The sequence below is a fragment of the Streptomyces sp. NPDC090119 genome (assembly GCF_044747085.1).
GTDB lineage: Bacteria > Actinomycetota > Actinomycetes > Streptomycetales > Streptomycetaceae > Streptomyces.
The window spans coordinates 918,816-943,335 of sequence record NZ_JBIVDK010000003.1 but is presented as its reverse complement, the minus strand read 5'-3'; the positions used below and the strand labels follow the sequence as shown (position 1 = coordinate 943,335).

Genomic DNA, 24,520 nt, shown 5'->3' with positions numbered 1-24,520 from the left:
TCACGGCCTGCTTACGGGCGCTTTATCAGGGCCTAGACTCCCGTGCGTACGCAAACCTCCGGCCGCACCCGTCACACGGTGCGCGGAGGTCACGGAGGACACCCGGTCAGGGAGCGAGGGACGGACGGTGCGGGAGACGTTGGGGGTGACGACGGTCGCCGCGGGCGGCACCGCGTCGGACTACTTCGGGTCCTACTCGGTCGTGGGCCTGCTCGCCGTCGTAGGCGTGCTCTTCGTCGCGGCCGCCTTCGGCGCCGGACGCCTGCTGCGGCCCGTGGTGCCCACCCCCGAGAAGCTCCTGACCTACGAGTGCGGCGTCGACCCCGTCGGGGAGGGCTGGGCCCACACCCAGGTCCGGTACTACGTCTACGCCTTCCTGTACGTGATCTTCGCCGTCGACTCGATCTTCCTGTTCCCCTGGGCGACGGTCTTCGCCGCCCCCGGCTACGGCGCGGCCACCCTGGTGGAGATGTTCATCTTCCTGGGCTTCCTCGCCGTCGGCCTGCTGTACGCCTACAAGAAGGGCGTCCTGACATGGACGTGAACCCGGCCGCCCCCGAGCCGGTGCTGCTGCCCGAGCCGAAGCGTCTGGGCGCACTGGCCCGGCTCGCCCCCGAGCCGATGAAGGTCGTCCTGAACTGGGGCCGCCGCTACTCGCTCTGGGTCTTCAACTTCGGCCTCGCCTGCTGCGCGATCGAGTTCATCGCCGCGTCGATGGCCCGCCACGACTTCATCCGGCTCGGCGTCATCCCCTTCGCGCCCGGCCCCCGCCAGGCCGACCTGATGGTCGTCTCCGGCACGGTCACCGACAAGATGGCGCCCGCCGTGAAGCGGCTGTACGAGCAGATGCCCGAGCCGAAGTACGTCATCTCCTTCGGCGCCTGCTCCAACTGCGGCGGACCGTACTGGGACTCCTACTCCGTCACCAAGGGCGTCGACCAGATCATCCCGGTCGACGTGTACGTGCCGGGCTGCCCGCCCCGCCCCGAGGCGCTGCTCCAGGGCATCCTGAAACTCCAGGAGAAGATCGCCCGCGAGTCCCTGGCGGAGCGGTACGGTGACCGGCCGTCCGCCGCCGCGCTCCAGAGCGACCTGGTGCGTCCGCCCGCCGTTCCTTCCGCGGAGGGGGACGCGCGATGACCGCGCCCGGCTGGCTGCCCGCCCCCGTGGACGAACTCTTCGGCCCCGAAGCCACCGCCGAGGAGTCGTACGACGTCCTCACCGTCGACGTGCCGCCCGCCGCGTGGCTCACCGCGCTTCAGACGGCCCGTACGACGCTGACCTGCACCTACTTCGACTGGTTGAGCGCGGTCGACGAACCCGGCACCGGGTTCCGGGTCTCCGCCCACGTCGTCGCCCTGCACCCGGTCCGCCGCCTGCTGGTGCGTACGACCGTCCCGCACGAGGCGCCGGTGCTGGCCAGCGCGGTCGGCGTGTACGCGGGCGCCGCCTGGCACGAGCGGGAGACCCACGAGATGTTCGGGGTCGACTTCACCGGCCACCCCGCGCTGGACCACCTGCTCCTCCCGGAGAACTTCGAGGGCCACCCACTCCGCAAGGACTTCGTCCTCGCCGCCCGCGTCGCCAAGGCGTGGCCGGGCGCGAAGGAACCGGGGGAGTCGGAGCACGGCGGCCCCAAGCGCCGCCAGATGCTGCCGCCGGGGGTGCCCGACCCGAACGAGTGGGGCCCGCTGAAGGGCCAGCTGCCACCCGCGCCGTCGCGTCCCGCGCGGGGCGCGACGGCCGGAGAGCGCCCGGCTCGGCGGGCCCGCGCCGCGGGGGAGCCGGGTGCTGCGGCGGAGGAGGCCGTGCGGCCTCGACGGGCTCGGAGCGCGAGCGAGGGCTCGGCGAGCCAGGGGGCTCCGGAATCGGGTGCGGGAGCAGCCGCGCCGCGTCGGATGCGGAGTGCGGGCGACGGGTCGGCCAGTCAGGCGGGCGCGCCGGAGCCCGGTGCCGGGGCTGCTTCGCCTCGGCGGATGCGGAGTGCGGGCGAGGGCTCGGCGAGCCAGGGGGCTCCGGAGTCGGGTGCGGCTGCGGGGCCTCGGCGGATGCGGAGTGCGAGCGAGGGCTCGGCCAGTCAGGGTTCGGCGGAGCCGGGTGCCGGGGCTCCGCCTCGGCGGATGCGGAGTGCCTCGCAGGGATCGGCCAGCCAGGGGGCCCCGGAGGGTACGGAGGCTTCGGCCGAGGCGCCGCAGGGGCCGCGCAGGTCGCGCAGCGCCTCGCAGGGGTCGGCCTCGCAGCGCACCGGGACGCCCGAGCCCGCTGAGCCCTCGGTGCCGGCAGAGCCGAGCGAGACGTCGGAACCGACCGAGCCTGCCGAACCCGTACAGCAGACCGAGCCGAAGAAGCCGACCGAGCAAGCGCAGCGCCGCAGCGCGGACGCGCCCTGGCACCACGCCCGTCCGGCCTTCGCGGAGGCCGACGAGGCCGACGAGCCCCCGAAGACACCCCCCGCTCCCGAGCCGGACCCCACCGACACCCCCGACGACACCACAGGAGGCGCGCAGTGAACGACGTGCTGGACGTCGCCCTGCGACTCCTCGTCGTGTTCGTCGTCTTCCTGACGCTCCCCCTGGTCATCGGCCAGACCGAGCACAAGGTGATGGCCCACATGCAGGGCCGCCTCGGCCCGATGTACGCGGGCGGCTTCCACGGCTGGGCCCAACTCGTCGCGGACGGCGTGAAGTTCGCGCAGAAGGAGGACGTGGTCCCGGCGGGAGCCGACCGCCGTGTATTCCAACTCGCACCAGCGGTAGCCCTGTTGCCGTACCTCCTCGTCCTGCTCGCCATCCCGATCGGACCGAGCGCCGGTGCCGTCGGCCAAGTACTGGACGCGGGCATCTTCTTCGTCCTCGCGGTGATGGGCGTCGGCGTCCTCGGCTCGCTGATGGCGGGCTGGGCCAGCGCCAACAAGTTTTCCCTGCTCGGCGGCCTGCGCACCGCCGCCCAGTTGCTCGCCTACGAACTCCCCATGCTGCTCGCCGCCGCCTCCGTGGCGATGGCGGCCGGTACGGTCTCGCTGCCCGGCATCGTCTCTGCCTTCCACTGGTGGTGGCTGCCCTGGCAGCTCACCGGCGCGGTGGTGTTCTTCGTGGCCGGACTCGCCGAGCTGCAACGGCCCCCGTTCGACATGCCGGTGGCCGACTCGGAGATCATCTTCGGCGCGTACACCGAGTACACCGGTCTGCGCTTCGCCCTGTTCCTGCTCGCCGAGTACGCGGGCATCGTCGTCCTGTGCGGTCTGACCACCGTGCTCTTCCTGGGCGGCTGGCACGGCCCCTGGGGTGCCGACGGGCTCGGCTGGGTGTGGACGCTGGTGAAGACCGCGCTCCTCGCCTTCCTGGTGATCTGGCTCCGCGTCACCTACCCCCGGCTGCGCGAGGACCAGCTCCAGAAGCTGTCCTGGACCGTCCTCGTCCCGCTCGCCCTCGCCCAGATCGCCCTCACCGGCGTCGTCAAGGTGGTGACCGCCTGATGTCCGTCCCCCTCTCCGGCCTGGCCAAGGGCCTCGCCGTCACCCTGCGCACGATGACGAAGAAGACGGTCACCGAGCAGTACCCCGACGTCCAGCCCGACCTCCCGCCCCGTACCCGAGGCGTGATCGGCCTGTTCGAGGAGAACTGCACGGTCTGCATGCTCTGCGCCCGTGAGTGCCCCGACTGGTGCATCTACATCGACTCCCACAAGGAGACCGTCCCGGCCGCCACCCCCGGTGGCCGCGAGCGCAGCCGGAACGTCCTCGACCGGTTCGCCATCGACTTCTCCCTCTGCATGTACTGCGGCATCTGCATCGAGGTCTGCCCCTTCGACGCGCTGTTCTGGTCCCCGGAGTTCGAGTACGCCGAGACCGACATCCGCGAACTGACCCACGAGCGCGACAAGCTCCGCGAGTGGATGTGGACCGTCCCGGCCCCGCCCGCGCTGGACCCGCACGCGGAGGAGCCGAAGGAGATCGCCGCCGCCCGCAAGAGCGCCGACAAACTGGCCGCCGCCCAGGCCGCCGAACAGGACCAGAACCAGGAAGGAGAACAGTGAGCCTCGCCGCCACCGCCCTCGCCGCCACCGCCCCGCACGGCTTCCTGTCCCCGACCGGCGTCGAGATCGCGTTCCTCCTCGTCGGCCTGGTCACCCTCGGCGCCGCGCTGATCACCGTCACCACCCGCCAGCTGGTGCACGCCGCCCTCTGGCTGGTCGTCACCCTCGGCGGACTGGCCGTCGAATACCTCCTGCTCACCGCCGAGTTCATCGCCTGGGTGCAGGTCCTCATCTACGTCGGTTCCGTCGTCGTCCTCCTTCTCTTCGGGCTGATGCTCACCCGGGCCCCCATCGGCCGCTCCCCGGACGCCGACTCCGGCAACCGGCTGCCCGCGCTCGTCGTCGCCGTGGGCGCGGCGGGCGCCCTGGTCTGGGTGGTGACGGACGCGTTCCGCGCCACCTGGATCGACCTGGACGGCCCGGCCGCCGGGACCACCCGCGTCACCGGCGAGAGCCTCTTCCGGCACTGGGTACTGCCCTTCGAGGCGCTGTCCGTCCTGCTCCTCGCCGCCCTGGTCGGCGCGATCGTGCTGTCCCGCAAGGTCAAGGCGGACCAGGCGGCCGACGCCCCGAGCCTCATCAAGACCCCCGGCGAGAAGGAAGGCGCCCGCTGATGCACCTCGCCTACCCCGCCGTACTCGCCGCCCTCCTCTTCTGCACCGGCCTCTACGGCGTCCTCGCCCGCCGCAACGCGATCCTGGTCCTGATGTCGGTCGAGCTGATGCTCAACGCCGTCAACCTCAACCTCGTCGCCTTCGACGTCTGGCTCAGCCGGGCCGCGAAGGACACCCTGCACTCCGGCCAGGCGCTGACCCTGTTCACCATCGCCATCGCGGCAGCCGAGATCGGCATCGGCCTGGCGATCGTCCTCGCCGTCTACCGCGACCGGGGCACCGCCGACATCGACAAGCTCCGCGACACCGCCGAGACCCCCGGCGACGACCCCGACCACCCCGACGCCTCCGGGGCCGAGAAGGCTGAGGCCACCGCGTGACCACGACCACCCTCGCCGCGCTCGTCCCCGCCCTGCCCTTCCTCGGCGCCGTCGCCGGACTCCTGCTGGGCCGCACCGCGCCCGGCTTCGTCCGCCCGCTCGCCGTACTGCCGCCGCTGGCCTCGCTCGTGCTGGCCGCGCTGGTCGCGGCCCGCCAGGGCGGCGGCCGGGCCGTCGACGCGTACACCCTGCTGACACCCACCGGCTCGGTCCCGGTCGACCTGGCGCTGCACATCGACGGCTTCGCCGCGCTCGTCGCGATCCTGGTGGCCTTCGTGGCGACCTGCGTGCAGATCTACTCCACCGGCTACCTGCGCGACGACCCCCGCTACCCCTCCTACGCGGCCCTCGTCTCCCTCTTCACCTCCGCGATGCTCCTCGTCGTCTACTCCGGCGACCTGATCGTGCTGCTGGTCGGCTGGGAAGTCATGGGCATCTGCTCCTACTTCCTCGTCGGCCACTACTGGGGCACCCCCGAGGCCCGCGCCGCCTCCCTCAAGGCGTTCCTGGTCACCAAGCTCGGTGACGTGCCGTTCCTGATCGGCCTGTTCGCGCTCGGTACCGACGCCGGGTCCTTCCGCATCACCCGCGTCCTGGACGCCGTGGCGAGCGGCGGACTCGACCACCCCACCCTGATCGCGCTGCTGCTCCTCGCGGGCGTCGCGGGCAAGTCGGCGCAGTTCCCGCTGCACACCTGGCTCCCCGACGCGATGGCGGGCCCCACGCCCGTCTCCGCGCTGATCCACGCGGCCACGATGGTCGCCGCCGGTGTCTACTTCACCGCCCGTCTCCTCCCCGTGTTCGAGGCGTCCGCCGCCGCGATGACGGTCCTCGCCGTGATGGCCGCCGTCACCATGGTCGGCTCCGGCCTCGCCGCGCTCGCCCAGGACGACATCAAGCGCGTCCTCGCCTACTCGACGATCGGCCAGCTCGGCTACATGACCGGCGCCCTCGCCGTCGGCGACCGCGGTGCCGCCGTCTTCCACCTCCTCGCGCACGGCGCCTTCAAGGCGCTGCTGTTCCTCGCCGCCGGAGCCGTCATCCACGCCGCCGGAACCAACTCGCTGGCCGCCATGTCCCGGATGAGCCACCTGCGCGACCGCGTCCCGGACGCCTTCTGGACGATGACCGTAGCGCTGCTCGCGCTGGCCGCGATCCCGCCGTTCAGCGGGTTCTTCTCCAAGGAGTCCGTCCTCGGCGCCGCCGAACGCCTCGCCACCGGCCACCCCGGCCCGGCACCGGGCGCCGCCGGCTGGATCGTGCTCGTCGCCGCGCTCGCCACGGCCCTGCTCGCCGCCGCCTACGCCACCCGGCTCTGGCTGCTGGCCTTCCGGGGCCGGGGCGCCGAGGCCCCGAACCACGGCCGTCAGCCGCTCACCATGACCGTGGTGCTCTGGGTGCTGGCCGTGCCCTCGCTGGCCTTCGGCGCGCTCGCCTACCGGGCGCTGCCCGGCTGGTTCGACGGCGTGAGCCTCGCGCCCACCCTGCTCACCTCCATCCTCGGTACCGGCCTCGCCGTGGTCGGCGGGCTGCTGGCCTACGGCGCCTGGCAGCGCGCCGCCGCCCGCGCGCCCCGCGTCCCGCTGGGCGCCGTCGCCGCCCATCCGGAGGGCGACGCGGGCCTGGTCGAGGCCGAGGCCATCGCCGCCCATGAACCGGCGTACGGCGACATCGCCGAGGCCCCCGACCCGGCCGACCCCGGCCGCCTGCTGCTCGGCCCGCTGCACGGGCCCGCCGCGGCGGGCTTCCACCTCGACGCCGTGTACTCGAAGCTGTTCGTCCGCCCCGTCCTGGGCGCCGCGAGCCTGGTCCGCTTCCTGGACCGCGAGGTCGTCGACACCTACGTACGCGGCGCCGCCGCCCTGCCCCGGCTGCTCGGCGCGGCCGTACGGCGGGCGCAGACCGGCAATGTGCAGACCTATGTGAGCGCGCTGCTCGCCGGCACCGTCGTCCTGACGGTCGCCGTCCTCCTCGTCGCCTCGGGAGCGTGAGCGGGCGTGATCGGTATCAGTGCATCAGTGATGCAGTTCCTTCTGGCGTTCGTCGTCGCCGTGCCGCTCCTCGGCGCGGCCGCCGCCCTGCTGCCCGCCCCGCCCGGACTCAGGGGCAGGTCCCCCGAGCAGGCAGTGCTGCGGCACGGCGTGACCGTCACCGGTGTGGTCCTCATCGCCGCGATCGTCCTCGCGCTCGGCTTCGACCACGACCACCCCTCGAAGATGCAGGCCACGACCGACATCAGCTGGATTCCCGCACTCCAGGTGCGCATCCACCTCGGCATCGACGGCATCTCCCTCCCCCTTCTCCTCCTGACCGCGCTGCTGACCTTCCTCTGCGCGCTCTACTCCTACTTCAAGCCGCCCACGGGACCCTCCCCGAAGGCGTTCACCGCCCTGGTCCTGCTGCTCGAAGGCGGCACCCTCGCCTCCTTCGCCGTGCTCGACCTCGTCCTCTTCTTCCTGGCCTTCGAGACCGTGCTGATCCCGATGTACTTCCTCATCGCCCGCTGGGGCGGCGAGGGCCGGACCCGGGCCGCGTGGAAGTTCATCCTGTACACGCTGCTCGGCTCCGTGATCATGCTGCTCGGCCTGCTCCTGATCGGGATCAAAGCGGGCACATTCGACATGGTGGCACTCGCCACTGACAACGGCCGGTCCCTGACCACATCCGTGCAGGTCATCGCCGTTCTGGCGATCGGGATCGGGCTCGCGGTGAAGGCCCCGATGTGGCCCCTGCACAGCTGGCTCCCGGACGCCCACACCGCCGCCCCGACCGTCGGCTCGGTGCTGCTCGCCGGTGTCCTGCTGAAGATGGGCACGTACGGGTTCGTCCGCATCCTGCTCCCGGTCGCGCCCGACGGCTTCCGGGTCTTCGCGCCGTACCTCGCCGCGTTCGCCGTCGTCGGCATCATCTACGGGTCCCTGGCCTGCCTCTCCCTCGCCAGGCGGGGTGGGAAGGGCGACCTGAAGCGGCTGATCGCGTACTCCTCGGTCGGCCACATGGGCTTCGTGCTGCTCGGCATCTCGACCATGAGCCCGACCGGCGTGAACGGCGCCCTGTTCGCCAACATCGCCCACGGCCTCATCACCGGCCTGCTGTTCTTCCTGGTCGGCGCGCTGAAGGACCGTACCGGCAGCACCGACCTCGACACCCTGGCCGCGCACAGCGGCGGCGCCCTGTACGGCCGGGCCCCGCGTCTCGGCGGGCTGCTCGCCTTCGGCGCCGTCGCCTCGCTCGGGCTGCCCGGACTCGCCGGGTTCTGGGGCGAGATGCTGGCCCTGTTCGGCGCGTTCCAGCCCGCGGCCGGGCTCAGCCGGGCCGCCTACCTGGTCTTCCTGGCGATCGGCGCCTTCGGCACCCTGCTGACCGCCGCGTACCTGCTGGTCGTGGTCCGCCGCGTCTGCTTGGGCGACCCGCGCCAGGACCTGCCCGAACTCGCCGACGTGCGCGGCTACGAGTTCGCCGCCTGGACCCCGCTCGTCATCCTCACCGTCCTCGCCGGACTCTGGCCGAGGGCGCTGCTCGGCCTCAGCGACCCGGCCGTGCAGCAGCTCCTCGCAGGAGGCACCCGATGAGCGCCCTGGCCCAGTCCCTCGGCGGCCACGCGGCCGACTTCGTGCTCCACACCGCCGCCCAGGCCGCGGTGGAGCACCTGGCCGCACCCGCGGTGAACGCGCTGATCCAGTCCGTCGACTGGCTGGCCATCGCCCCGCCCGTCATCGTCGCCGTCACCGCCCTCGCCGTGCTCGTCACCGACCTGTTCCTGCCCGACAGCCACAAGCCGCTCCTCGGCCGGCTCTCCATCGCGGGCCTGGCCGCCGCAGCGCTCATGCTGCTGCCCCTGCGGGACGGCGACCGCGCCACCTTCTGCCTGACCGGCTCCACGCGCGCGTGCAGCTACACCGCCGACCACTTCACGGTCGTCATCCAGCTCCTCGTCCTCGGCGGCGCCCTGCTCGCGGCCCTGCTGTCCGTGACCGGCGTCCAGGACGACCGGCGGCGCGTCCCGGCCGGGGAGTTCTGGTTCCTGCTGCTCTCCTCGGCGGCCGGTGCCGCCCTGCTGCCCGCCTCCCGCGACCTCGCCACCCTGATCGTCGCCCTGGAGGTCGCCTCCCTGCCCGCCTTCGCCCTGGTCGGCATCCGGCACGGCGAGGCCCGCTCGGCCGAGGCCGCCCTGAAGTTCTTCCTCTCCTCGGTCACCGCGACCGCCGTCAGCCTGATGGGCGTCAGCTTCGTCTACGCCGCCACCGGCAGCCTGCACCTCACCGAGATCGCCCGCCGCCTGCCCCAGACCGACGGCCAGCTCCACACCCTCGTCCAGACCGGCGTCGTCCTCACCCTGGTCGGCTTCGCCTTCAAGACGGCGGCGGTGCCCTTCCACTTCTGGGTCCCCGAGACGTACGTCGGCGCGCCGCTCCCGGTCGCCGCCTACCTCTCCGTCGTCGGCAAGGCGGTCGGCTTCTCCGGCCTGATCCTCGTCACCGTGATCGCCTTCCCGTCGTACGCCGACATCTGGGGCCCCGCCCTGGCCGTCCTGGCCGCGCTCACCATGACCGCGGGCAACGTCGGCGCCCTGCGGCAGCGGGCCACGCGCGCGTACAGCGCGGTACGCCTCCTCGCCTGGTCCTCCATCGGCCAGGCCGGCTACCTCCTGGTGCCGATCGCCGCCGCCGGGTACACCCGCGACGGCCAGAAGGCGATCGGCTCCACCGTCGCCTACGCCCTGATGTACGCCGCCGTGAACCTCGGCGCCTTCGCGGTGGCCGCCCTGGTGGGCCGTACGAAGCCGCTCAACCGGATCGCCGACTACCGGGGCCTGTACGCCACGAACCCCGTCACCGCCGTCCTCCTGGCCTTCTTCCTGCTCTGCCTGGCCGGACTCCCGCCGGGCGTGATCGGGCTGTTCGCCAAGGTCACGGTGTTCTCCGCGGCCGTGGACGCCGGACTCGGCTGGCTCGCCGTCCTCATGGCCGTCAACGTGGTGATCGCGCTCTACTACTACCTCCGGTGGACGTCCCTGCTGTTCCGCGCCCCCGAGGGCGAACCCGTACGGCACCGCGTCCCCGCCCCGCTCACCGTCGCGCTCGCCCTCACCGCGGCCGTCGGCGTGGCCCTCTCCGGCGCACCCCAGCTGGTGCTGCGCTTCGCCGCCACCACCCTCTTCTGACGCGCGCGGCACCCCCCGCTCACTCGTACGGGTGTCCGCGCCACCGCGCCCACCTGGGAACTCGCGGCCTTCGCCTGGCGTTGACCAGATCGGGAGGGTCCACTGGACCAAGGGTTCCCGCGCCGCACGATCGGGAGGGTCAGGGTGCACCGCCGGCACAACGGGCTCAAGACCGCAGTACTCCTCGGAGCACTGTCGGCGATCATCATCCTCATCGGCAGCCTCTTCGGCCGTACGGGGCTGATCATCGCGGTTCTGGTGGCGCTCGGCACGAACGCGTACGCGTACTGGAACAGCGACAAGCTGGCCCTGCGCGCGATGCGGGCGCGCCCGGTGAGCGAGTTCGAGGCGCCCGAGCTGTACCGGATCGTGCGCGAGCTCTCCACGCAGGCCCGCCAGCCCATGCCCCGGCTGTACATCTCGCCCACGGAGGCGCCCAACGCCTTCGCCACCGGCCGCAACCCGCGCCACGCGGCCGTCTGCTGCACCGAAGGCATCCTGCGCCTGCTCGACCCGCGCGAGCTGCGCGGAGTCCTCGGCCACGAGCTGAGCCATGTCTACAACCGCGACATCCTCATCTCGTCCGTGGCAGGCGCCCTCGCCTCAGTGATCATGTTCCTCGTCAACTTCGCCTGGCTGATCCCGGTCGGCCGCTCGGACGACGACGACAGGCCGGGCCTGATCGGCATGCTCCTGACCATGCTGCTCGGCCCGATCGCGGCCACCCTCATCCAGCTGGCCGTCAGCCGCTCCCGCGAGTACGAGGCGGACGCGTCCGGCGCCCAGCTCACCGGCGACCCGCTGGCCCTCGCGTCGGCGCTGCGGAAGCTGGAGGGCGGTACCCAGCAGCTCCCGCTGCCCCCGGAGCCGCGGATCGAGACCGCGAGCCACATGATGATCGCCAACCCGTTCCGGCCCGGCCAGGGACTCTCGCGGATGTTCTCCACGCACCCGCCGATGGCCGAGCGGATCGCCCGACTGGAGAAGATGGCAGGTCGAAACCGGTGAAGACCCTACTGAACATCATCTGGCTCGTCCTAAGCGGCTTCTGGCTGTTCCTCGGCTACCTGCTCGCCGGCGTGCTGCTGTGCGTCACGATCATCGGCATCCCCTTCGGGATAGCCGCCTTCCGCATCGCCGTCTACGCCCTGTGGCCCTTCGGGTACACCACCGTCGAGCGCCGGGACGCGGGCGCGCCGTCGTGCGTCGGCAACGTGCTCTGGCTGGTGCTGGCGGGGTGGTGGCTGGCCCTGGCCCACATCACCACGGGCATCGCGCTGTGCCTGACGATCATCGGCATCCCGTTCGGCATCGCCAACTTCAAGCTGATCCCGGTGTCCCTGCTCCCGCTGGGCCGCGAGATCGTCCGCACGGACGAGCCGTTCGGGGCACGCATCACCTGACGGCAACCGGAACCCGCCCGCTGGGCGTCTTGCCGGGGGACAGGCACACCGGCTTCTTACGGAGCGCGGGTGTGCGCAAGCGGCGCCGAAGGGCAGGTTCCTGGCATGAGCATTCTCGGTTGGATCATCCTGGGCCTGCTGGCCGGAGCCATCGCCAAGCTGCTGCTGCCGGGCCGTGACCCGGGCGGCTTCCTCGGCACGACCCTGATCGGCATCGCGGGCGCCTTCCTCGGCGGCTGGATCTCGTCACGCTGGCTGGACCACCCGGTCTCCAAGCACTTCTACGACGGCGCGACGTGGGCGGCGGCGATCGGCGGCTCGCTGGTGCTGCTGATCCTGTACCGGGTGATCTTCGGCAACTCGCGCGACTGAGCTGCTGCTAATCCTCGGAGCGGCGCTCGCTGCGATGCGTGCCGCGGGCCAGCTCCTGGAGGATCTCGTGCTCGGACCGCCGCGTCGTACGGGCCAGCGTGTGCAGCAGCGCCGCGCACAGGGCCGCCGTACCGTCCAGCAGCGTGTCCGTGGCCGCGGGATCCTCCTGCCGCCGCTCCTCCAGATACTCCGTCAGGAGCTCGTCCCCGGAGACATAGGCAGTCATGAACTCGATACCGGTGCGGACACGGTCGTAGTCACTGCTCATGCGGGAACGATCGCACATGGCGAGCCCCGCCGCCGGGGAAGCCGGGGCGGGCGTTCGCGGGGGAGGTGCCGTGAAACGGCATCGAGCATTACCGTGCATCACGGCCCGAACACAGTGTCTTCACCTCTCCCCCTCACATGGCTCATGATGATCCTTTACATCAAAGTCATGGGGGGCCATGTCCATCCGCAAAGCTGCCTGCGCAGCACTTGTTCTCGCCGCTACCGCCACCGCGTGCAGCAGTGGTGCCGAGCCCAAGACCATTCGCGTCACCGTGACGCAGACGGTCACCGCGTCGCCTGGCTCGGGCTCTGGGGCCGACGGGTCGACACCGCCTTCGAACGTCCACGCGCTCAAGGGCGAGTGGGCGTTCGGAAGTACAGCCGATGCCGATGAAGTCTTCGAGGCGTCCGTGGCCGTCCTCGGGTACAAGCAGGGCTTCACCTCCGTGGGGAAGGCCAGTGAAGAGAGCGGCGAACCCGGCTACGAGTGGGCCTACGCGGACATCAAGACCTGTGCCGCAGAGGGCTCCTACCTCGAGTCCACCACCAGTTGGACGCTGTACTACGCGGATGGCAGCCGCGTCGAACCGTCGAGCAGCACCTGGGCCGACTTCCCCAAGCCCGAGTACCCGGCCGAGGTGACCCTCACGGCCGGCAAGTGCGCTCGCGGCAAGCTCGCCTTCCCGGTCCCGGGCGACAAGCGACCCGAGAGTGTCATCTACGCGCCGTCGGGGCTGGACGAGCCCCAGGAGTGGACCCTGGCGAAGTCCTGAAGCGCAGGCCACCCGGCTGACACCACCGACGAGAACGGCCCCGCCTTCCCGGAGGAATGCGGGGCCGCGGCCACAGGCGTCAAGGACGTCAGGCCGAGGTCACCGGTAGTTCACGAACTGCAGCGCGAAGTCGAAGTCCTTGCCCTTGAGCAGCGCGATGACGGTCTGGAGGTCGTCGCGGCTCTTGGAGCTGACGCGCAGTTCCTCACCCTGGACCTGGGCCTTGATGCCCTTGGGGCCCTCATCGCGGATGATCTTCGCCACCTTCTTGGCGTTGTCCTGGGAGATGCCCTCCTCGATGGACGCGAAGATCTTGTACTCCTTGCCGGACAGCTGGGGCTCGCCCGCGTCCAGCGACTTCAGGGAGATGCCACGCTTGATCAGCTTGGACTCGAAGACGTCGAGCACGGCCTTGACCCGGTCCTCGGAGTTCGCCTCCATGAGGATCTTCTCGCCGGACCACGAGATCGAGGCGCCCACGCCCTTGAAGTCGTAGCGCTGCGAGATCTCCTTGGCGGTCTGGTTGAGGGCGTTGTCGACCTCCTGCCGCTCGACCTTCGAGACGATGTCGAAACTGGAGTCGGCCATGTCCTGTGGCTCCTTGCATCGGGGGCGGAACGGGGGCGGACCGTGCGCCGGGGCGCCGACCGCCGAGCCCGGCATCCAGCCGGACCGCATCCGCCCCAGCCTAGCCACCCCCGGCCCCCGAGGACGGCGATCAACCGGGTGGCGAAGCACCCCCTCGCATCAGGTATCGTTTACGTCGTTGCCAGGGAGCACCGCCAAGGCGGGCCCCCTACAACAACCCCCGGCGGTGTGCCCGAGCGGCCAAAGGGAGCAGACTGTAAATCTGCCGGCTCAGCCTTCCCAGGTTCGAATCCTGGCGCCGCCACACGGGAAACTCAGGGCCCGTGACCTGCTATCACAGCAGGTCACGGGCCCTGAGTCGTTGAAGGCTCGGTTTCGGCTGGGTGAGGGGCGAGTCGTGGGACGGCTCGCCGTCGTTCGCGCTGACGGTGGTGGTGAGTGGCCTCGGCGCCTGGGTCGTCGAGCTCCCAATGGGATGACGTGACGATCATCTGAGGATTCAGGGGGTCGACGATGGCCGACACCGCGCAGCGTCTCTTCGTCAGTTACGCGGGCCTCGACCAGGCCTGGACCGAGTGGGTGGGCCGGCAGCTCAAGCAGGCTGGACACCGGGTCGAGCTGGACCGGTGGAGCCGGCGGACCGGAGACGACTTCGTCCACAATATGAACGCCGCTCCGGGCGAAGTGGACGCGGTGGTGGCCCTGTTCTCCATGAACTACTTCGCCCCGAGACGGTGGACCCACGAGGAGTGGACGGCCAGCCTCGCGATGCGGGGGCGGCTCGTTCCGGTGGTGATCGAGCCCTTGGCCGACGACGACATTCCCGCCAACCTGGCCGGGAAGCTGCGCAACGATCTCCACGGTCTGGACGAGACCTCCGCCACCGCTGCCCTTGCCGTCCTTGAGAACACTTTGTCTGGTCCTCGCCCTGTTCAGGGTGAGGACCATCACGACACCCTTGGGTCGGCCACCAATTCTCGGCAGCTCAATGGCCGTAAGTCGGAAAGGGCGGTCAGCGCTCTGGTCGCAAGCGGAAGTGAGTGGGACATGGCGCGAGGTCGTTGGCGGGCTTCCGGACGGCTGGACGACGAGGGGGACGACGTCGTCGGTGCGCGGCTCGTCCGCCGGGTTCGGCGGGACTTTCCCGATGCGGAGGTCGCTCGCGGGGTCGTCGGCGCGTTGCGGGGGCTCGCGGTGGAGTTGGAGGACTCGCGGCAGAGTCCAGAGCGCCTGATGGCCGCCGTGCTGCTGGTCGCCCAGGGCGAGGTCAGGGGCGTGCGCTCCGCCGTGCTGCTCGGGCGGACCGACTGGCGGGATCTGCTGGTGGCGGGTGGGCTGGCCATGGAGGACTGGCCCGAGGTGCTGGAAGCGGAACTCGGGAAGCCCTGAGCAGCGCGGACGAGCGGCGCGGCACCCCCCGAGCGGGGTGCCGCGCCGCTTGTCGGAGGGGTCAGCGGCGGAAGTGGCTGTGGCCGTGGCCGCGGCCGTCGTGGTCACGGTTGCCGTGGTCACGGTTGTCGTCCCAGCGCTGGCCGCGCTCGCCCCACGACACGCTGTCCACCACGCGGCGGTTGTCGTTGCGGAGCGTCGCGGTGTCGCGGCGGTTGTCCCAGACGTAGTTGCGGCGGTCCTGGAACAGGTCGTCGGCGGTGTCACGGCCGACGCCCGTGTGGACGCGCACCGACTCGTGGCCGCCGAGGCTGAAGCGGCGGAACGTGTAGGTGACCCCGCGCCGGTCCTCCGTCAGCCTCCAGCCGTCGAGGTTCACCCGGTGGCGGGAGTTGTTGGTGATCTCCACCCACTCGCTGTTGAGGGAGCGGTTGGAGCCGTTGTCCCAGCCGGGGGAGTCGTACTGCACGCGGCTGATCTCGACGTTCTCGCGGTGCGAGCGGTCCGCGGCAGTGGCCGGCAGGGCCGCCGCTCCGACCAGCGCCCCGGCAGCGAGAGCGGCGGCGGCCAGGCGACGGGCGGTCACGGAAGACGAAGTCACAGGATCTCCTGCAAGGTGCGGGCACCCGCCCACGGGGCAACCGGGGGCGGAAAACGTGCGGTGTGCGGATGGCGACCTGCTGGCCGCGCAGACACCACTTTGGCGGGATGCGGAGGAGATGTGGTGGAAACGTGAACCGTGTTACCGATCGACCATGTTTCCGTGACTCTTGGCTGTAACGTCCATTCATAGGAAGAATGCACCAAGTTGACGCCCCGAAACGGGCAGAACCCTTGTGATCACTGGGCAGAAGCGTTCTTTCGCCAGGTCACGCCACCCCGGCCGCCCCGGACGCGTCACCCGAAAGTGAGTAACAGCGCTGTCGGACCCGCAAGGCACACTGGCCCTCATGGCCTCCATGTCACCGACGTCTTCGCGCCGCCGAACCTGTCCCGTGTGCCACCGCGAAATCGCCGTCGTAGCCGGTCGCTTCGCACGCCACGACCCGCCCGGCGCGCGCGAGAGCCAGGAGATGGTGTCCTGCGCGGGCTCCCGGCAGCACGCCCAGATCGGCGCGGCCCAGCCCACGCTGGACGGCTACGTCGTCCCCGACTTCCCCGGCCAGCTCCCGCTGTTCTGAAACAGCCGGACCCCCGCTGAGACGCCGTCAGTTCCCCGCGACCGCCTTCACCGCCACCGCCACCGGCGTCGACCCCTCGATCAGCTCCAGGGTCAGCCCCGCCGTCGACGAGGACTCCACCAGGTCCGCCAGCACGGCCGCCACGTCGTCCCGCGCGACCGGGCCCCGGCCGGTGTGCGCCGCCAGCCTGACCAGCCCCGTGCCCGGCTCGTCCGTCAGCGAACCGGGGCGCAGGATCGTCCAGTCGAGGGCCTGCTGCGCGGTGACGTACGCGTCGGCCTCGCCCTTGGCCCGCTGGTACACGTCGAAGGTCTCGTCACCGGTGCGCGCGGGGTCCGCGCCCATCGAGGAGACCACCACGAACCGGCGCACCCCGGCCCGCACCGCCGCGTCCGCGAACAGCACCGCCGCGCCCTTGTCCACCGTCTCCTTGCGGGCGTTGCCGCTGCCCGGACCGGCGCCCGCCGCGAACACGGCCGCGTCGGCACCCCGCAGCACCTCCGCGACCTCCTCCACCGACGCGGCCTCCAGGTCCAGCAGGACCGGGTCGGCACCGGCCGCCCGCAGCTCCGCCGCCTGTTCCGGCTTGCGGATGATGCCCGCGACCTCGTCCCCGCGCGCCGAGAGCAGCCGCTCCAGCCGCAGCGCGATCTGACCATGACCTCCAGCGATGACAATGCGCATGACTACGACCGTACGCCCGCCGCATCCCGTCCGCTCCACGAGCCAGCGCCGACCGGGGAGCATCCCCCCGAAGGGCCACGGCGCACGGCGGCAACCGGGGGCGCACACCACGCACGCTCGTCCCGCGAAAGGGTCAACTCGCCGTAGATAAAACGCTGTTACGACAGTTTCCCGCGCCCCTGTCGAGGCAGCCCCAGCTCCGCCTCGGCCGCCGAGTTGCAGTACTCCCGCACCGCGCTCGTCCGGGCCACCACCCGCCCCCGGTGCACGACGATCCGGCTGTACGCCAGCGACAGCGCCCCCGCCAGCTCGTCCCCGCGCACCGCCAGCAGCTCGGCCGGGAAGCCCGCCTCCACCCGTACCTCCGGCAGCCCCAGCACCGCCCGCGCCGACGCGCTCACCGAGTCGTAGGCGTCCGCCGGGCGCATGCCGTGGCTGGAGGCGAGGAGGTACGCCGCCTCCAGCGGATCGCCCCGGCCCACCGGGTTGGCCTCGTCCCGCAGGGCGCCGCTGCCCGCCGCGACCCGTACCCCGGCCGCGCGCAGCAGCCGTACCGGCGCGGTGCCCCGGCGGTCGGTGCCCGCGCAGCCGCCCTGGGGCAGGCAGACCACGGAGATACCGGCGGCCGCCAGCCGGTCCGCCGCGCGGTGGGCCGTCTCGGCGGGCAGCCGGGCCAGACCCGAGCACGGGCCGAGCGCCACACCGGGGCGCAGCCCGCCCGCCATCGCCGCGAGCCGGGACAGCCGGGCGGAGTCGGCGGCGTCGGTGTGCAGATCGACCGGACAGCCCTGCTCGGCGGCCACCTCCAGCACCGCCTCCACATAGCCGATGGGGTCGGGGTCCAGGTCGGGGCAGCCGCCCACCACGGAGGCGCCCATCTTCACCGCGTCCCGCAGCATCGCCAGCCCGTCCGCGCCCGCGACCCCGGTCAGCAGCCTCGGCATCGCCACCGTGGTCAGCTCCGCGAGCCCGCGCAGCGCACGGCGGGCCTGGAGCACCGCCTCCAGCGCGCCGAGCCCGTGCACATCGCCGATCCGCACCTGGGCCCGCACCGCCGTCGCACCGTGGCCGAGCTGGAGCAAGGTCGCCTCGGTCACTCTGCGTTGCACGTCCTCGGGGGCGGTCGAGGCCGGGCCGGGGGGTTCGGCGGTCAGACAGGTGTCGCCGTGGGCGTGCGGCTCGGCGGGGGCCGGGAGCAGCAGATAGCCGCGCAGGTCGACCCGTGGGGCGCCGGCCCGGGCGGGGCCGCGGGCCAGGCTGCCCGCCGTACCGACCGCCTCGATGCGCCCGCCGCCCAGCCGTACGTCCACCGTCCGCCCGTCGGTGAGCCGTGCCCCGCACAGCACGAGGGCGCCCGGGTCCGGGGCGGGAGGCGGCGGCGGGCTGTCGGGCATCGGACTCCAGAGGGCGGGGGAGGGCGACGGAGCAAGATCACGCAGAGTGTCCGAGCGTAGGGTCGGCGGCCGCCCGGACCGCGGAGGAGGGCAATAGTCGTACCGGCGTGGCACGGGGCCGGGAGCGGCTCCGGAGGGGCTCCAGGGGCCGGGGAGACGGCCCGTGATGGGTGCCCGGATACGGATTTGGGCGAACGGCGGCGGACCGTGTAATGTCTTCCTCGCTCGCCCCAATAGCTCAGTCGGCAGAGCGTCTCCATGGTAAGGAGAAGGTCAACGGTTCGATTCCGTTTTGGGGCTCTGGTGTGAGAGGTTCCCGCCGCAAGGCGGGTTCCGATCTCATCAAAGCGGTGTAGCTCAGTCGGTAGAGCAAGCGGCTCATAATCGCTGTGTCACCGGTTCAAGTCCGGTCACCGCTACTGACAGTAGCCGATTGCGGGGTCGGTCCTTCGATCGGCTACTCTTACATGCGTTGAACTAGCCCATCCGTTCGTCCTAGGAGCACTCACGTGGCTGCCACCGACGTCCGCCCGAAGATCACGCTGGCCTGCGTGGAGTGCAAGGAGCGGAACTACATCACCAAGAAGAACCGGCGTAACAACCCGGATCGTCTGGAGATGAAGAAGCACTGCCCGCGTTGCAATGCGCACACCGCGCATCGCGAAACGCGATAAATCAGGCTCGTACTTGAGGCCGTCCCCAGCAGTATGGGGGACGGCCTCAAGTCGTTTCTCCGGCCAGCATCGCTCTCCGGCCGGCACTGCTCTCCGGCCAACTCAGCACTCCAGACCAGGAGGTACCGGGCCCATGGCGCTCGACCAGTCCTTCGTGGGGCGTACCTACCCGCCCACCGCGCCCTACGAGGTGGGCCGCGAGAAGATCCGCGAGTTCGCCGAGGCCGTCGGCGACGCCAACCCGGCGTACACCGACCCGGAGGCCGCCAAGGCTTACGGGCACGCCGATGTGATCGCCCCGCCGACCTTCGTGTTCTCCATCACCTTCCGCGCCGCCGGACAGGTCGTCGAGGACCCCCAGCTCGGCCTGGACTACAGCCGCGTGGTGCACGGTGACCAGAAGTTCGCCTACACCCGCCCGGTGCGCGCCGGTGACCGTCTCACCGTCACCTCCACCATCGAGGCCATCAAGTCCATGGCGGGCAACGACATCCTGGACATCCGGGGTGAGGTGCACGACGCGTCCGGCGACCACGTGGTGACCGCCTGGACCAAGCTGGTGGCCCGCGCGGCCGAGGAGGTCTGAGCAGGATGACCGCGAAGATCGCGTACGACGACGTCGAGGTCGGCACCGAACTCCCGGCGCAGACCTTCCCCGTGACCCGCGCCACGCTCGTGCGCTACGCGGGCGCCTCCGGGGACTTCAACCCCATCCACTGGAACGAGCGGTTCGCCAAGGAGGTCGGCCTGCCCGACGTCATCGCGCACGGCATGTTCACCATGGCCGAGGCGATCCGCGTCGTCACCGACTGGACCGGCGACCCGGCCGCGGTCGTGGAGTACGGCGTCCGCTTCACCAAGCCGGTCCCCGTGCCCGACGACGACAAGGGCGCGCTGATCGAGGTCGCGGCCAAGGTCGCGGCCAAGCTGGACGACCACACCGTCCGCGTCGACCTCACCGCGACCAGCGCCGGGCAGAAGGTGCTCGGCATGTCCCGGGCGGTCGTCCGCCTGGCCTGAGGCGAAGCGCCACAGCGACAGCGGCACACGTAAGGGGCGTCCCGTAATGGCGGGCGCCCCTTACCGTTTCCCGCGTCTCGTAGTCTTGCCCCGTGCACGTACTCCACGACGCCCCCCTCGCCCCGCTGACCACCTTCCGGCTGGGCGGTCCCGCGACCCGGCTGGTCACCGCGACCACCGACGCCGAGGTGATCGCCGCGGTCCGCGAGGCCGACGACAGCGGCACCCCGCTGCTCGTCATCGGCGGCGGCTCCAACCTGGTCATCGGCGACAAGGGCTTCGACGGCACCGCCCTGCGCATCGCCACCCGTGGTGTCGAACTGCGCGGCACCACCCTGGAACTGGCCGCCGGTGAGGTCTGGACCGACGCCGTCGCCCGCACCGTCGAGGCCGGGCTCGCCGGTATCGAGTGCCTGGCCGGCATCCCCGGCTCGGCGGGCGCCACCCCGATCCAGAACGTCGGCGCGTACGGCCAGGAGGTCTCCGCCACCATCACCGAGGTGGTCGCCTACGACCGCCGGGCGGGCGAGACCGTCACGCTCACCGGCGAGGAGTGCGCCTTCTCCTACCGCCACAGCCGCTTCAAGGCCGACCCCGAGCGCCACATCGTGCTCCGCGTCCGCTTCGAACTGGAGGACGCGGCCGGGCTCTCGGCGCCGATCCGGTACGCGGAGACCGCGCGCGTCCTCGGCGTCGAGCCGGGCGACCGGGTGCCGCTGGCCGACGCCCGCGAGACCGTGCTGAGGCTGCGCGCGGGGAAGGGCATGGTCCTCGACGCCGAGGACCACGACACCTGGTCCGCAGGGTCCTTCTTCACCAACCCGATCCTGAGCGACGAGCAGTTCGCCGCGTTCCAGGTCCGGGTGCGCGAGCGGCTCGGCGAGGACGCGACGCCGCCCGCCTACCCGGCGGGGGAGGGGCGCACGAAGACCTCCGCGGCCTGGCTCATCGACAAGGCCGGCTTCACCAAGGGGTACGGCACCGGGCCCGCCCGCATCTCCACCAAGCACACCCTCGCCCTCACCAACCGGGGCGACGCCACCACCGAGGACCTGCTGGCCCTGGCCCGCGAGGTCGTCGCCGGGGTCCAGGAGGTCTTCGGCGTGACGCTGGTCAACGAGCCGGTGACCGTGGGCGTCAGCCTCCAGTAGGCCGACTAGTAGGCCACACCTACGCCCTGCCGGACCGTCGCCGGGTCGTCGAGCATCGCCAGCATCGCGTGCGCCACGTCCGCGCGGCCGATGGTCCGGCCGCCGCGCGGGGAGCCGCCCACCACCGTGCGACAGCGGCCGGTCAGGGGCCGGTCCAGCAGCCGCGGCGGGCGTACCACCGTCCACTCGACGGCACTGCGGGCCAGCTCCGCCTCCGTCTCGCGCAGGTCGGCGTAGACGTCCTTGAAGACCGCCGACACCACGGACCGCAGCGCCCGGTCCAGGAGGCCGTCGTCCGCCGGGGCCGGGCCCACCGGGGCGGCGCTGACGATCACCAGTCGGCGCACCCCCTCCGCCGCCATCGCGGCCAGCACCGCGCGGGTCAGCCGGGTGGTCACCCCGGCCTCCTTGCGGGAGCGCGCGCCCAGCCCCGACAGAACGGCGTCCCGGCCCGCGACGGCGCCGCGCAGCGTCTCCGGGTCGGACAGGTCGGCCCGGACCACGAGCAGCCGCTCCCCGGTGACGGTGAGCCGGGCGGGGTCGCGGACCACGGCGGTCACCTCGTGTCCCGCGTCCAGGGCTTGCCGGACGATCTCGCCACCCACCCCGCCGGTGGCGCCGAAGACGGTCAGCCTCATGCGCTCACCGGCTCGGTCAGCCAGGTGTCGACGCCCGCCAGCAGACGTTCCTTCGTCTCCGGGGGCGCCGCCGAGCCACGTACCGACTGCCGGGCCAGTTCGGCGAGTTCGGCGTCGGTGAAGGCGTGATGGTGCCGGGCGATCTCGTACTGGGCGGCCAGCCGGGAGCCGAAGAGCAGGGGGTCGTCGGCGCCGAGGGCCAGCGGGACACCGCTCTCGAACAGAGTGCGCAGGGGGACGTCCTCGGGCTTCTCGTAGACGCCGAGGGCCACGTTGGAGGCCGGGCAGACCTCGCAGGTGATGCCCCGGTCCGCGAGCCGCTTCAGCAGGCGCGGGTCCTCCGCCGCGCGCACCCCGTGCCCGATCCGGGTGGCGTGCAGATCGTCCAGGCAGTCCCGCACCGACGCCGGGCCGGTCAGCTCACCGCCGTGCGGCGCCGACAGCAGGCCGCCCTCGCGGGCGATGTGGAAGGCCCGGTCGAAGTCGCGGGCCATGCCGCGCCGCTCGTCGTTGGAGAGGCCGAAGCCGACGATGCCCCGGTCCGCGTACCGCACCGCCAGCCGGGCCAGGGTGCGGGCGTCCAGCGGGTGCTTCATCCGGTTCGCGGCCACCAGCAGCCGCATCCCGAGCCCGGTCTCGCGGGAGGCCGTGTCCACCGCGTCCAGGATGATCTCCAGCGCCGGGATCAGTCCGCCCAGCCGGGGGGCGTACGAGGTCGGGTCCACCTGGATCTCCAGCCAGCCCGAACCGTCCCGGACGTCCTCCTCGGCGGCCTCCCGGACCAGCCGCTGGATGTCCTCGGGCTCCCTCACGCACGAGCGCGCCGCGTCGTACAGCCGCTGGAAGCGGAACCAGCCGCGCTCGTCGGTGGCCCGCAGTTTCGGCGGCTCCCCGCTGGTCAGGGCCTCGATCAGCGTCTCGGGCAGCCGCACGCCGTATTTGTCGGCCAGCTCCAGGACGGTGCCCGGCCGCATCGAGCCGGTGAAGTGCAGATGCAGATGGGCCTTGGGAAGCTCCGAGAGATCACGTACACGCTCCATCCAGAGATCCTGCCGCACCAGGACGCCACACTGGTAGCCGGTTCCCCTTTAGTGGGCTTGCTCGCACACAGAAGCGGGGCCGCAACCGACTCACGTGAGTCGGTTGCGGCCCCGCTTCCGCGGGATCTCAGTCCCGCGCCTCCGCCAGCAGCTTCTGCATCCGGCTGACGCCCTCGATCAGGTCCTCGTCACCCAGCGCGTACGACAGCCGCAGGTAGCCCGGCGTGCCGAACGCCTCGCCCGGGACGACCGCGACCTCGGCCTCCTCCAGGATCAGGGCGGCCAGCTCGACCGTGGTCTCGGGGCGCTTGCCCCGGATCTCCTTGCCCAGGAGGTCCTTCACCGACGGGTAGACGTAGAAGGCGCCCTCGGGCTCGGGGCACAGCACGCCGTCGATCTCGTTCAGCATCCGCGTGATCGTGCGGCGGCGCCGGTCGAACGCCTCGCGCATCTCCGCCACGGCCTTCAGGTCGCCGGAGACGGCGGCCAGCGCGGCGGCCTGCGCCACGTTGGAGACGTTGGAGGTGGCGTGCGACTGGAGGTTGGTCGCGGCCTTGACCACGTCCTTCGGGCCGATGACCCAGCCCACCCGCCAGCCGGTCATGGCGTACGTCTTGGCGACACCGTTGACCACGACGCACTTGTCCCGCAGCTCGGGCAGGATCGCCGGGAGCGAGGTGAACTTCGCGTCGCCGTAGACCAGGTGCTCGTAGATCTCGTCCGTCAGCACCCACAGGCCGTGCTCGACGGCCCAGCGGCCGATCGCCTCGGCCTCGGACTCGCTGTAGACCGCGCCGGTCGGGTTGGACGGGGAGACGAAGAGGACGACCTTCGTCTTCTCCGTGCGGGCCGCCTCCAGCTGCTCGACGGTGACGCGGTAGCCGGTCGTCTCGTCGGCCACGACCTCCACCGGGACACCGCCCGCGAGCCGGATCGACTCCGGGTAGGTGGTCCAGTACGGGGCCGGGACGATGACCTCGTCGCCCGGGTCGAGGATCGCGGCGAACGCCTCGTAGATGGCCTGCTTGCCGCCGTTGGTCACCAGGATCTGGGAGGCGTCGACCTCGTAGCCCGAGTCCCGCAGGGTCTTCGCGGCGATGGCCGCCTTCAGCTCGGGCAGGCCGCCGGCCGGGGTGTAGCGGTGGAACTTCGGGTTCCGGCAGGCCTCTACGGCCGCCTCGACGATGTAGTCCGGGGTCGGGAAGTCGGGTTCACCGGCGCCGAAGCCGATCACCGGACGCCCGGCGGCCTTGAGGGCCTTGGCCTTGGCGTCCACGGCGAGGGTGGCGGACTCGGAGATCGCGCCGACTCGGGCGGAGACCCGGCGCTCGGTGGGAGGGGTTGCAGCGCTCATACGCCCATCGTTCCAGACCGGAAACACGGCGGGCACACGGGTTTCACAGACTGAACAGCACCGGGCGGCCGACGGAACAAGGGTCCGAATCCGGGGCGCGGCCAGGACGATCTTCCACTCCGGGCGTCCGGCCGGGCACTTTCTGTTCGACGCCGGGCCGTGGAGCACGTACACTCATCCCTCGTTGGCCTCCAGCAGCCACCGCGTGAACGCTCCACACCGGGCGGTCGGGCGGATGCGGTAGGTTGGGGGACACCAAAGGGTCGTAGCTCAATTGGTAGAGCACCGGTCTCCAAAACCGGCGGTTGGGGGTTCAAGTCCCTCCGGCCCTGCTACACACACCGCCAGGATGTGTGCGCATGTACGTACAGCAATGCACCGCCGTGCGGCTCTGAA

28 protein-coding genes and 4 tRNA genes are annotated in these 24,520 nt (G+C 71.6%); 24 read left to right on the top strand and 8 right to left on the bottom strand.

Annotated features, from left to right (window positions below; translation table 11 throughout):
• Nucleotides 1-127: 127 nt before the first annotated feature.
• From ACIPPM_RS17145 to ACIPPM_RS17085, 13 genes are all read left to right on the top strand, one after another.
• A complete protein-coding gene (locus ACIPPM_RS17145) occupies nucleotides 128-544 on the top strand; it encodes an NADH-quinone oxidoreductase subunit A (RefSeq protein ID WP_401448217.1) in 417 nt (138 codons plus the stop codon).
• A complete protein-coding gene (locus ACIPPM_RS17140; protein ID WP_401448215.1) occupies nucleotides 535-1,140 on the top strand; it encodes an NADH-quinone oxidoreductase subunit B in 606 nt (201 codons plus the stop codon). The genes ACIPPM_RS17145 and ACIPPM_RS17140 overlap by 10 nt, the downstream gene beginning before the upstream one ends.
• Nucleotides 1,137-2,510 (top strand): NADH-quinone oxidoreductase subunit C, encoded by a 1,374-nt coding sequence (locus tag ACIPPM_RS17135; RefSeq protein WP_401448213.1) that lies wholly within the window; start codon nucleotides 1,137-1,139, stop codon nucleotides 2,508-2,510. The genes ACIPPM_RS17140 and ACIPPM_RS17135 overlap by 4 nt, the downstream gene beginning before the upstream one ends.
• Nucleotides 2,507-3,475 carry an NADH-quinone oxidoreductase subunit H gene (locus ACIPPM_RS17130; protein ID WP_401448210.1) on the top strand — a complete coding sequence of 323 codons (969 nt, stop codon included), beginning with the start codon at nucleotides 2,507-2,509 and terminating at the stop codon, nucleotides 3,473-3,475. Before ACIPPM_RS17135 ends, ACIPPM_RS17130 begins: the two co-directional genes overlap by 4 nt.
• On the top strand, nucleotides 3,475-4,035 hold the full coding sequence (locus ACIPPM_RS17125; protein ID WP_401448208.1) for a NuoI/complex I 23 kDa subunit family protein: 561 nt from the start codon (nucleotides 3,475-3,477) through the stop codon (nucleotides 4,033-4,035). The genes ACIPPM_RS17130 and ACIPPM_RS17125 overlap by 1 nt, the downstream gene beginning before the upstream one ends.
• On the top strand, nucleotides 4,032-4,649 hold the full coding sequence (locus tag ACIPPM_RS17120) for an NADH-quinone oxidoreductase subunit J (protein WP_401448206.1): 618 nt from the start codon (nucleotides 4,032-4,034) through the stop codon (nucleotides 4,647-4,649). Before ACIPPM_RS17125 ends, ACIPPM_RS17120 begins: the two co-directional genes overlap by 4 nt.
• Nucleotides 4,649-5,029, top strand: a complete 381-nt coding sequence (gene nuoK / locus ACIPPM_RS17115) for an NADH-quinone oxidoreductase subunit NuoK (RefSeq protein ID WP_329013761.1) — start codon at nucleotides 4,649-4,651, stop codon at nucleotides 5,027-5,029. Before ACIPPM_RS17120 ends, nuoK begins: the two co-directional genes overlap by 1 nt.
• Nucleotides 5,026-7,020, top strand: a complete 1,995-nt coding sequence (locus ACIPPM_RS17110) for an NADH-quinone oxidoreductase subunit L (protein ID WP_401448204.1) — start codon at nucleotides 5,026-5,028, stop codon at nucleotides 7,018-7,020. The genes nuoK and ACIPPM_RS17110 overlap by 4 nt, the downstream gene beginning before the upstream one ends.
• Before the next feature lie 6 nt (nucleotides 7,021-7,026).
• Nucleotides 7,027-8,601 (top strand): NuoM family protein, encoded by a 1,575-nt coding sequence (locus ACIPPM_RS17105; protein WP_401448202.1) that lies wholly within the window; start codon nucleotides 7,027-7,029, stop codon nucleotides 8,599-8,601.
• 92 nt (nucleotides 8,602-8,693) lie between these two features.
• Complete coding sequence (locus ACIPPM_RS17100) at nucleotides 8,694-10,193, top strand: NADH-quinone oxidoreductase subunit N (protein WP_401448514.1); 1,500 nt, start codon at nucleotides 8,694-8,696, stop codon at nucleotides 10,191-10,193.
• A 144-nt stretch (nucleotides 10,194-10,337) separates the two neighbouring features.
• A complete protein-coding gene (gene htpX, locus ACIPPM_RS17095; protein ID WP_401448199.1) occupies nucleotides 10,338-11,201 on the top strand; it encodes a zinc metalloprotease HtpX in 864 nt (287 codons plus the stop codon).
• Nucleotides 11,198-11,596, top strand: a complete 399-nt coding sequence (locus ACIPPM_RS17090; protein ID WP_401448197.1) for a YccF domain-containing protein — start codon at nucleotides 11,198-11,200, stop codon at nucleotides 11,594-11,596. The genes htpX and ACIPPM_RS17090 overlap by 4 nt, the downstream gene beginning before the upstream one ends.
• 105 nt (nucleotides 11,597-11,701) lie before the next feature.
• Entirely contained in the window at nucleotides 11,702-11,968 is a 267-nt protein-coding gene (locus ACIPPM_RS17085; RefSeq protein WP_031180890.1) for a GlsB/YeaQ/YmgE family stress response membrane protein, read from the top strand.
• A gap of 7 nt (nucleotides 11,969-11,975) precedes the next feature.
• Here the strand turns inward: ACIPPM_RS17085 and ACIPPM_RS17080 are convergent, their stop codons facing one another.
• Nucleotides 11,976-12,236 carry a hypothetical protein gene (locus ACIPPM_RS17080; protein WP_217461841.1) on the bottom strand — a complete coding sequence of 87 codons (261 nt, stop codon included), beginning with the start codon at nucleotides 12,234-12,236 and terminating at the stop codon, nucleotides 11,976-11,978.
• Between the two features lie 178 nt (nucleotides 12,237-12,414).
• Between ACIPPM_RS17080 and ACIPPM_RS17075 the strand changes: the two genes are divergently transcribed.
• Nucleotides 12,415-13,011 (top strand): hypothetical protein, encoded by a 597-nt coding sequence (locus ACIPPM_RS17075; RefSeq protein WP_401448194.1) that lies wholly within the window; start codon nucleotides 12,415-12,417, stop codon nucleotides 13,009-13,011.
• Nucleotides 13,012-13,110: 99 nt separating this feature from the next.
• Here the strand turns inward: ACIPPM_RS17075 and ACIPPM_RS17070 are convergent, their stop codons facing one another.
• A complete protein-coding gene (locus ACIPPM_RS17070) occupies nucleotides 13,111-13,599 on the bottom strand; it encodes a YajQ family cyclic di-GMP-binding protein (RefSeq protein WP_388996956.1) in 489 nt (162 codons plus the stop codon).
• Nucleotides 13,600-13,821: 222 nt separating this feature from the next.
• Between ACIPPM_RS17070 and ACIPPM_RS17065 the strand changes: the two genes are divergently transcribed.
• Nucleotides 13,822-13,903: transfer RNA gene (locus ACIPPM_RS17065), tRNA-Tyr, on the top strand.
• Nucleotides 13,904-14,112: 209 nt separating this feature from the next.
• Nucleotides 14,113-14,988 (top strand): toll/interleukin-1 receptor domain-containing protein, encoded by an 876-nt coding sequence (locus ACIPPM_RS17060; protein ID WP_401448192.1) that lies wholly within the window; start codon nucleotides 14,113-14,115, stop codon nucleotides 14,986-14,988.
• 61 nt (nucleotides 14,989-15,049) lie between these two features.
• Here ACIPPM_RS17060 and ACIPPM_RS17055 read toward each other — a convergent pair whose 3' ends face one another.
• Nucleotides 15,050-15,589, bottom strand: coding sequence for a lamin tail domain-containing protein (locus tag ACIPPM_RS17055; protein WP_401448190.1), 540 nt, complete (start codon nucleotides 15,587-15,589; stop codon nucleotides 15,050-15,052).
• A gap of 358 nt (nucleotides 15,590-15,947) precedes the next feature.
• On the opposite strand from ACIPPM_RS17055, the gene ACIPPM_RS17050 reads away from it, so the two are divergent.
• Nucleotides 15,948-16,169 (top strand): hypothetical protein, encoded by a 222-nt coding sequence (locus ACIPPM_RS17050; protein ID WP_401448511.1) that lies wholly within the window; start codon nucleotides 15,948-15,950, stop codon nucleotides 16,167-16,169.
• A 27-nt stretch (nucleotides 16,170-16,196) separates the two neighbouring features.
• Here ACIPPM_RS17050 and ACIPPM_RS17045 read toward each other — a convergent pair whose 3' ends face one another.
• Nucleotides 16,197-16,853: an SDR family oxidoreductase gene (locus ACIPPM_RS17045; RefSeq protein WP_401448187.1), complete on the bottom strand. Its 657-nt coding sequence runs from the start codon at nucleotides 16,851-16,853 to the stop codon at nucleotides 16,197-16,199.
• A 158-nt stretch (nucleotides 16,854-17,011) separates the two neighbouring features.
• Nucleotides 17,012-18,247: an amidohydrolase family protein gene (locus tag ACIPPM_RS17040; RefSeq protein ID WP_401448185.1), complete on the bottom strand. Its 1,236-nt coding sequence runs from the start codon at nucleotides 18,245-18,247 to the stop codon at nucleotides 17,012-17,014.
• A gap of 227 nt (nucleotides 18,248-18,474) precedes the next feature.
• Between ACIPPM_RS17040 and ACIPPM_RS17035 the strand changes: the two genes are divergently transcribed.
• The 6 genes from ACIPPM_RS17035 to ACIPPM_RS17010 all read left to right on the top strand — a co-directional run bounded on the left by ACIPPM_RS17035 (nucleotide 18,475) and on the right by ACIPPM_RS17010 (nucleotide 21,092).
• A tRNA-Thr gene (locus tag ACIPPM_RS17035) sits at nucleotides 18,475-18,547 on the top strand.
• A gap of 46 nt (nucleotides 18,548-18,593) precedes the next feature.
• A tRNA-Met gene (locus tag ACIPPM_RS17030) sits at nucleotides 18,594-18,666 on the top strand.
• A 90-nt stretch (nucleotides 18,667-18,756) separates the two neighbouring features.
• On the top strand, nucleotides 18,757-18,921 hold the full coding sequence (gene rpmG, locus ACIPPM_RS17025; RefSeq protein ID WP_003948671.1) for a 50S ribosomal protein L33: 165 nt from the start codon (nucleotides 18,757-18,759) through the stop codon (nucleotides 18,919-18,921).
• A 133-nt stretch (nucleotides 18,922-19,054) separates the two neighbouring features.
• The gene (locus ACIPPM_RS17020; RefSeq protein ID WP_401448183.1) at nucleotides 19,055-19,507 is read left to right on the top strand and encodes a MaoC family dehydratase N-terminal domain-containing protein; all 453 of its coding nucleotides are present in this window, start codon (nucleotides 19,055-19,057) and stop codon (nucleotides 19,505-19,507) included.
• A gap of 5 nt (nucleotides 19,508-19,512) precedes the next feature.
• Nucleotides 19,513-19,941 (top strand): MaoC family dehydratase, encoded by a 429-nt coding sequence (locus tag ACIPPM_RS17015; protein ID WP_401448181.1) that lies wholly within the window; start codon nucleotides 19,513-19,515, stop codon nucleotides 19,939-19,941.
• A gap of 92 nt (nucleotides 19,942-20,033) precedes the next feature.
• Complete coding sequence (locus ACIPPM_RS17010; protein WP_401448179.1) at nucleotides 20,034-21,092, top strand: UDP-N-acetylmuramate dehydrogenase; 1,059 nt, start codon at nucleotides 20,034-20,036, stop codon at nucleotides 21,090-21,092.
• A gap of 5 nt (nucleotides 21,093-21,097) precedes the next feature.
• Here the strand turns inward: ACIPPM_RS17010 and ACIPPM_RS17005 are convergent, their stop codons facing one another.
• The 3 genes from ACIPPM_RS17005 to ACIPPM_RS16995 all read right to left on the bottom strand — a co-directional run bounded on the left by ACIPPM_RS17005 (nucleotide 21,098) and on the right by ACIPPM_RS16995 (nucleotide 24,124).
• Nucleotides 21,098-21,730: an NAD(P)-dependent oxidoreductase gene (locus ACIPPM_RS17005; RefSeq protein ID WP_401448176.1), complete on the bottom strand. Its 633-nt coding sequence runs from the start codon at nucleotides 21,728-21,730 to the stop codon at nucleotides 21,098-21,100.
• Complete coding sequence (locus ACIPPM_RS17000) at nucleotides 21,727-22,770, bottom strand: adenosine deaminase (protein WP_401448174.1); 1,044 nt, start codon at nucleotides 22,768-22,770, stop codon at nucleotides 21,727-21,729. Before ACIPPM_RS17000 ends, ACIPPM_RS17005 begins: the two co-directional genes overlap by 4 nt.
• A 127-nt stretch (nucleotides 22,771-22,897) precedes the next feature.
• Nucleotides 22,898-24,124 (bottom strand): pyridoxal phosphate-dependent aminotransferase, encoded by a 1,227-nt coding sequence (locus ACIPPM_RS16995; RefSeq protein WP_401448171.1) that lies wholly within the window; start codon nucleotides 24,122-24,124, stop codon nucleotides 22,898-22,900.
• Between the two features lie 259 nt (nucleotides 24,125-24,383).
• Here ACIPPM_RS16995 and ACIPPM_RS16990 point away from each other — a divergent pair.
• A tRNA-Trp gene (locus ACIPPM_RS16990) sits at nucleotides 24,384-24,456 on the top strand.
• Nucleotides 24,457-24,520: the final 64 nt, after the last annotated feature.

Bases quoted from the DNA above. Each gene is read 5' to 3' on its own strand.
- ACIPPM_RS17140 (WP_401448215.1), top strand. From the start codon at position 535: ATGGACGTGAACCCGGCCGCCCCCGAGCCGGTGCTGCTGCCCGAGCCG.
- ACIPPM_RS17135 (WP_401448213.1), top strand. From the start codon at position 1,137: ATGACCGCGCCCGGCTGGCTGCCCGCCCCCGTGGACGAACTCTTCGGC.
- ACIPPM_RS17125 (WP_401448208.1), top strand. From the start codon at position 3,475: ATGTCCGTCCCCCTCTCCGGCCTGGCCAAGGGCCTCGCCGTCACCCTG.
- nuoK (WP_329013761.1), top strand. From the start codon at position 4,649: ATGCACCTCGCCTACCCCGCCGTACTCGCCGCCCTCCTCTTCTGCACC.
- ACIPPM_RS17085 (WP_031180890.1), top strand. From the start codon at position 11,702: ATGAGCATTCTCGGTTGGATCATCCTGGGCCTGCTGGCCGGAGCCATC.
- ACIPPM_RS17080 (WP_217461841.1), bottom strand. From the start codon at position 12,236: ATGAGCAGTGACTACGACCGTGTCCGCACCGGTATCGAGTTCATGACT.
- ACIPPM_RS17075 (WP_401448194.1), top strand. From the start codon at position 12,415: ATGTCCATCCGCAAAGCTGCCTGCGCAGCACTTGTTCTCGCCGCTACC.
- ACIPPM_RS17070 (WP_388996956.1), bottom strand. From the start codon at position 13,599: ATGGCCGACTCCAGTTTCGACATCGTCTCGAAGGTCGAGCGGCAGGAG.
- ACIPPM_RS17060 (WP_401448192.1), top strand. From the start codon at position 14,113: ATGGCCGACACCGCGCAGCGTCTCTTCGTCAGTTACGCGGGCCTCGAC.
- ACIPPM_RS17050 (WP_401448511.1), top strand. From the start codon at position 15,948: ATGTCACCGACGTCTTCGCGCCGCCGAACCTGTCCCGTGTGCCACCGC.
- ACIPPM_RS17045 (WP_401448187.1), bottom strand. From the start codon at position 16,853: ATGCGCATTGTCATCGCTGGAGGTCATGGTCAGATCGCGCTGCGGCTG.
- ACIPPM_RS17040 (WP_401448185.1), bottom strand. From the start codon at position 18,247: ATGCCCGACAGCCCGCCGCCGCCTCCCGCCCCGGACCCGGGCGCCCTC.
- ACIPPM_RS17020 (WP_401448183.1), top strand. From the start codon at position 19,055: ATGGCGCTCGACCAGTCCTTCGTGGGGCGTACCTACCCGCCCACCGCG.
- ACIPPM_RS17015 (WP_401448181.1), top strand. From the start codon at position 19,513: ATGACCGCGAAGATCGCGTACGACGACGTCGAGGTCGGCACCGAACTC.
- ACIPPM_RS17005 (WP_401448176.1), bottom strand. From the start codon at position 21,730: ATGAGGCTGACCGTCTTCGGCGCCACCGGCGGGGTGGGTGGCGAGATC.
- ACIPPM_RS17000 (WP_401448174.1), bottom strand. From the start codon at position 22,770: ATGGAGCGTGTACGTGATCTCTCGGAGCTTCCCAAGGCCCATCTGCAT.
- ACIPPM_RS16995 (WP_401448171.1), bottom strand. From the start codon at position 24,124: ATGAGCGCTGCAACCCCTCCCACCGAGCGCCGGGTCTCCGCCCGAGTC.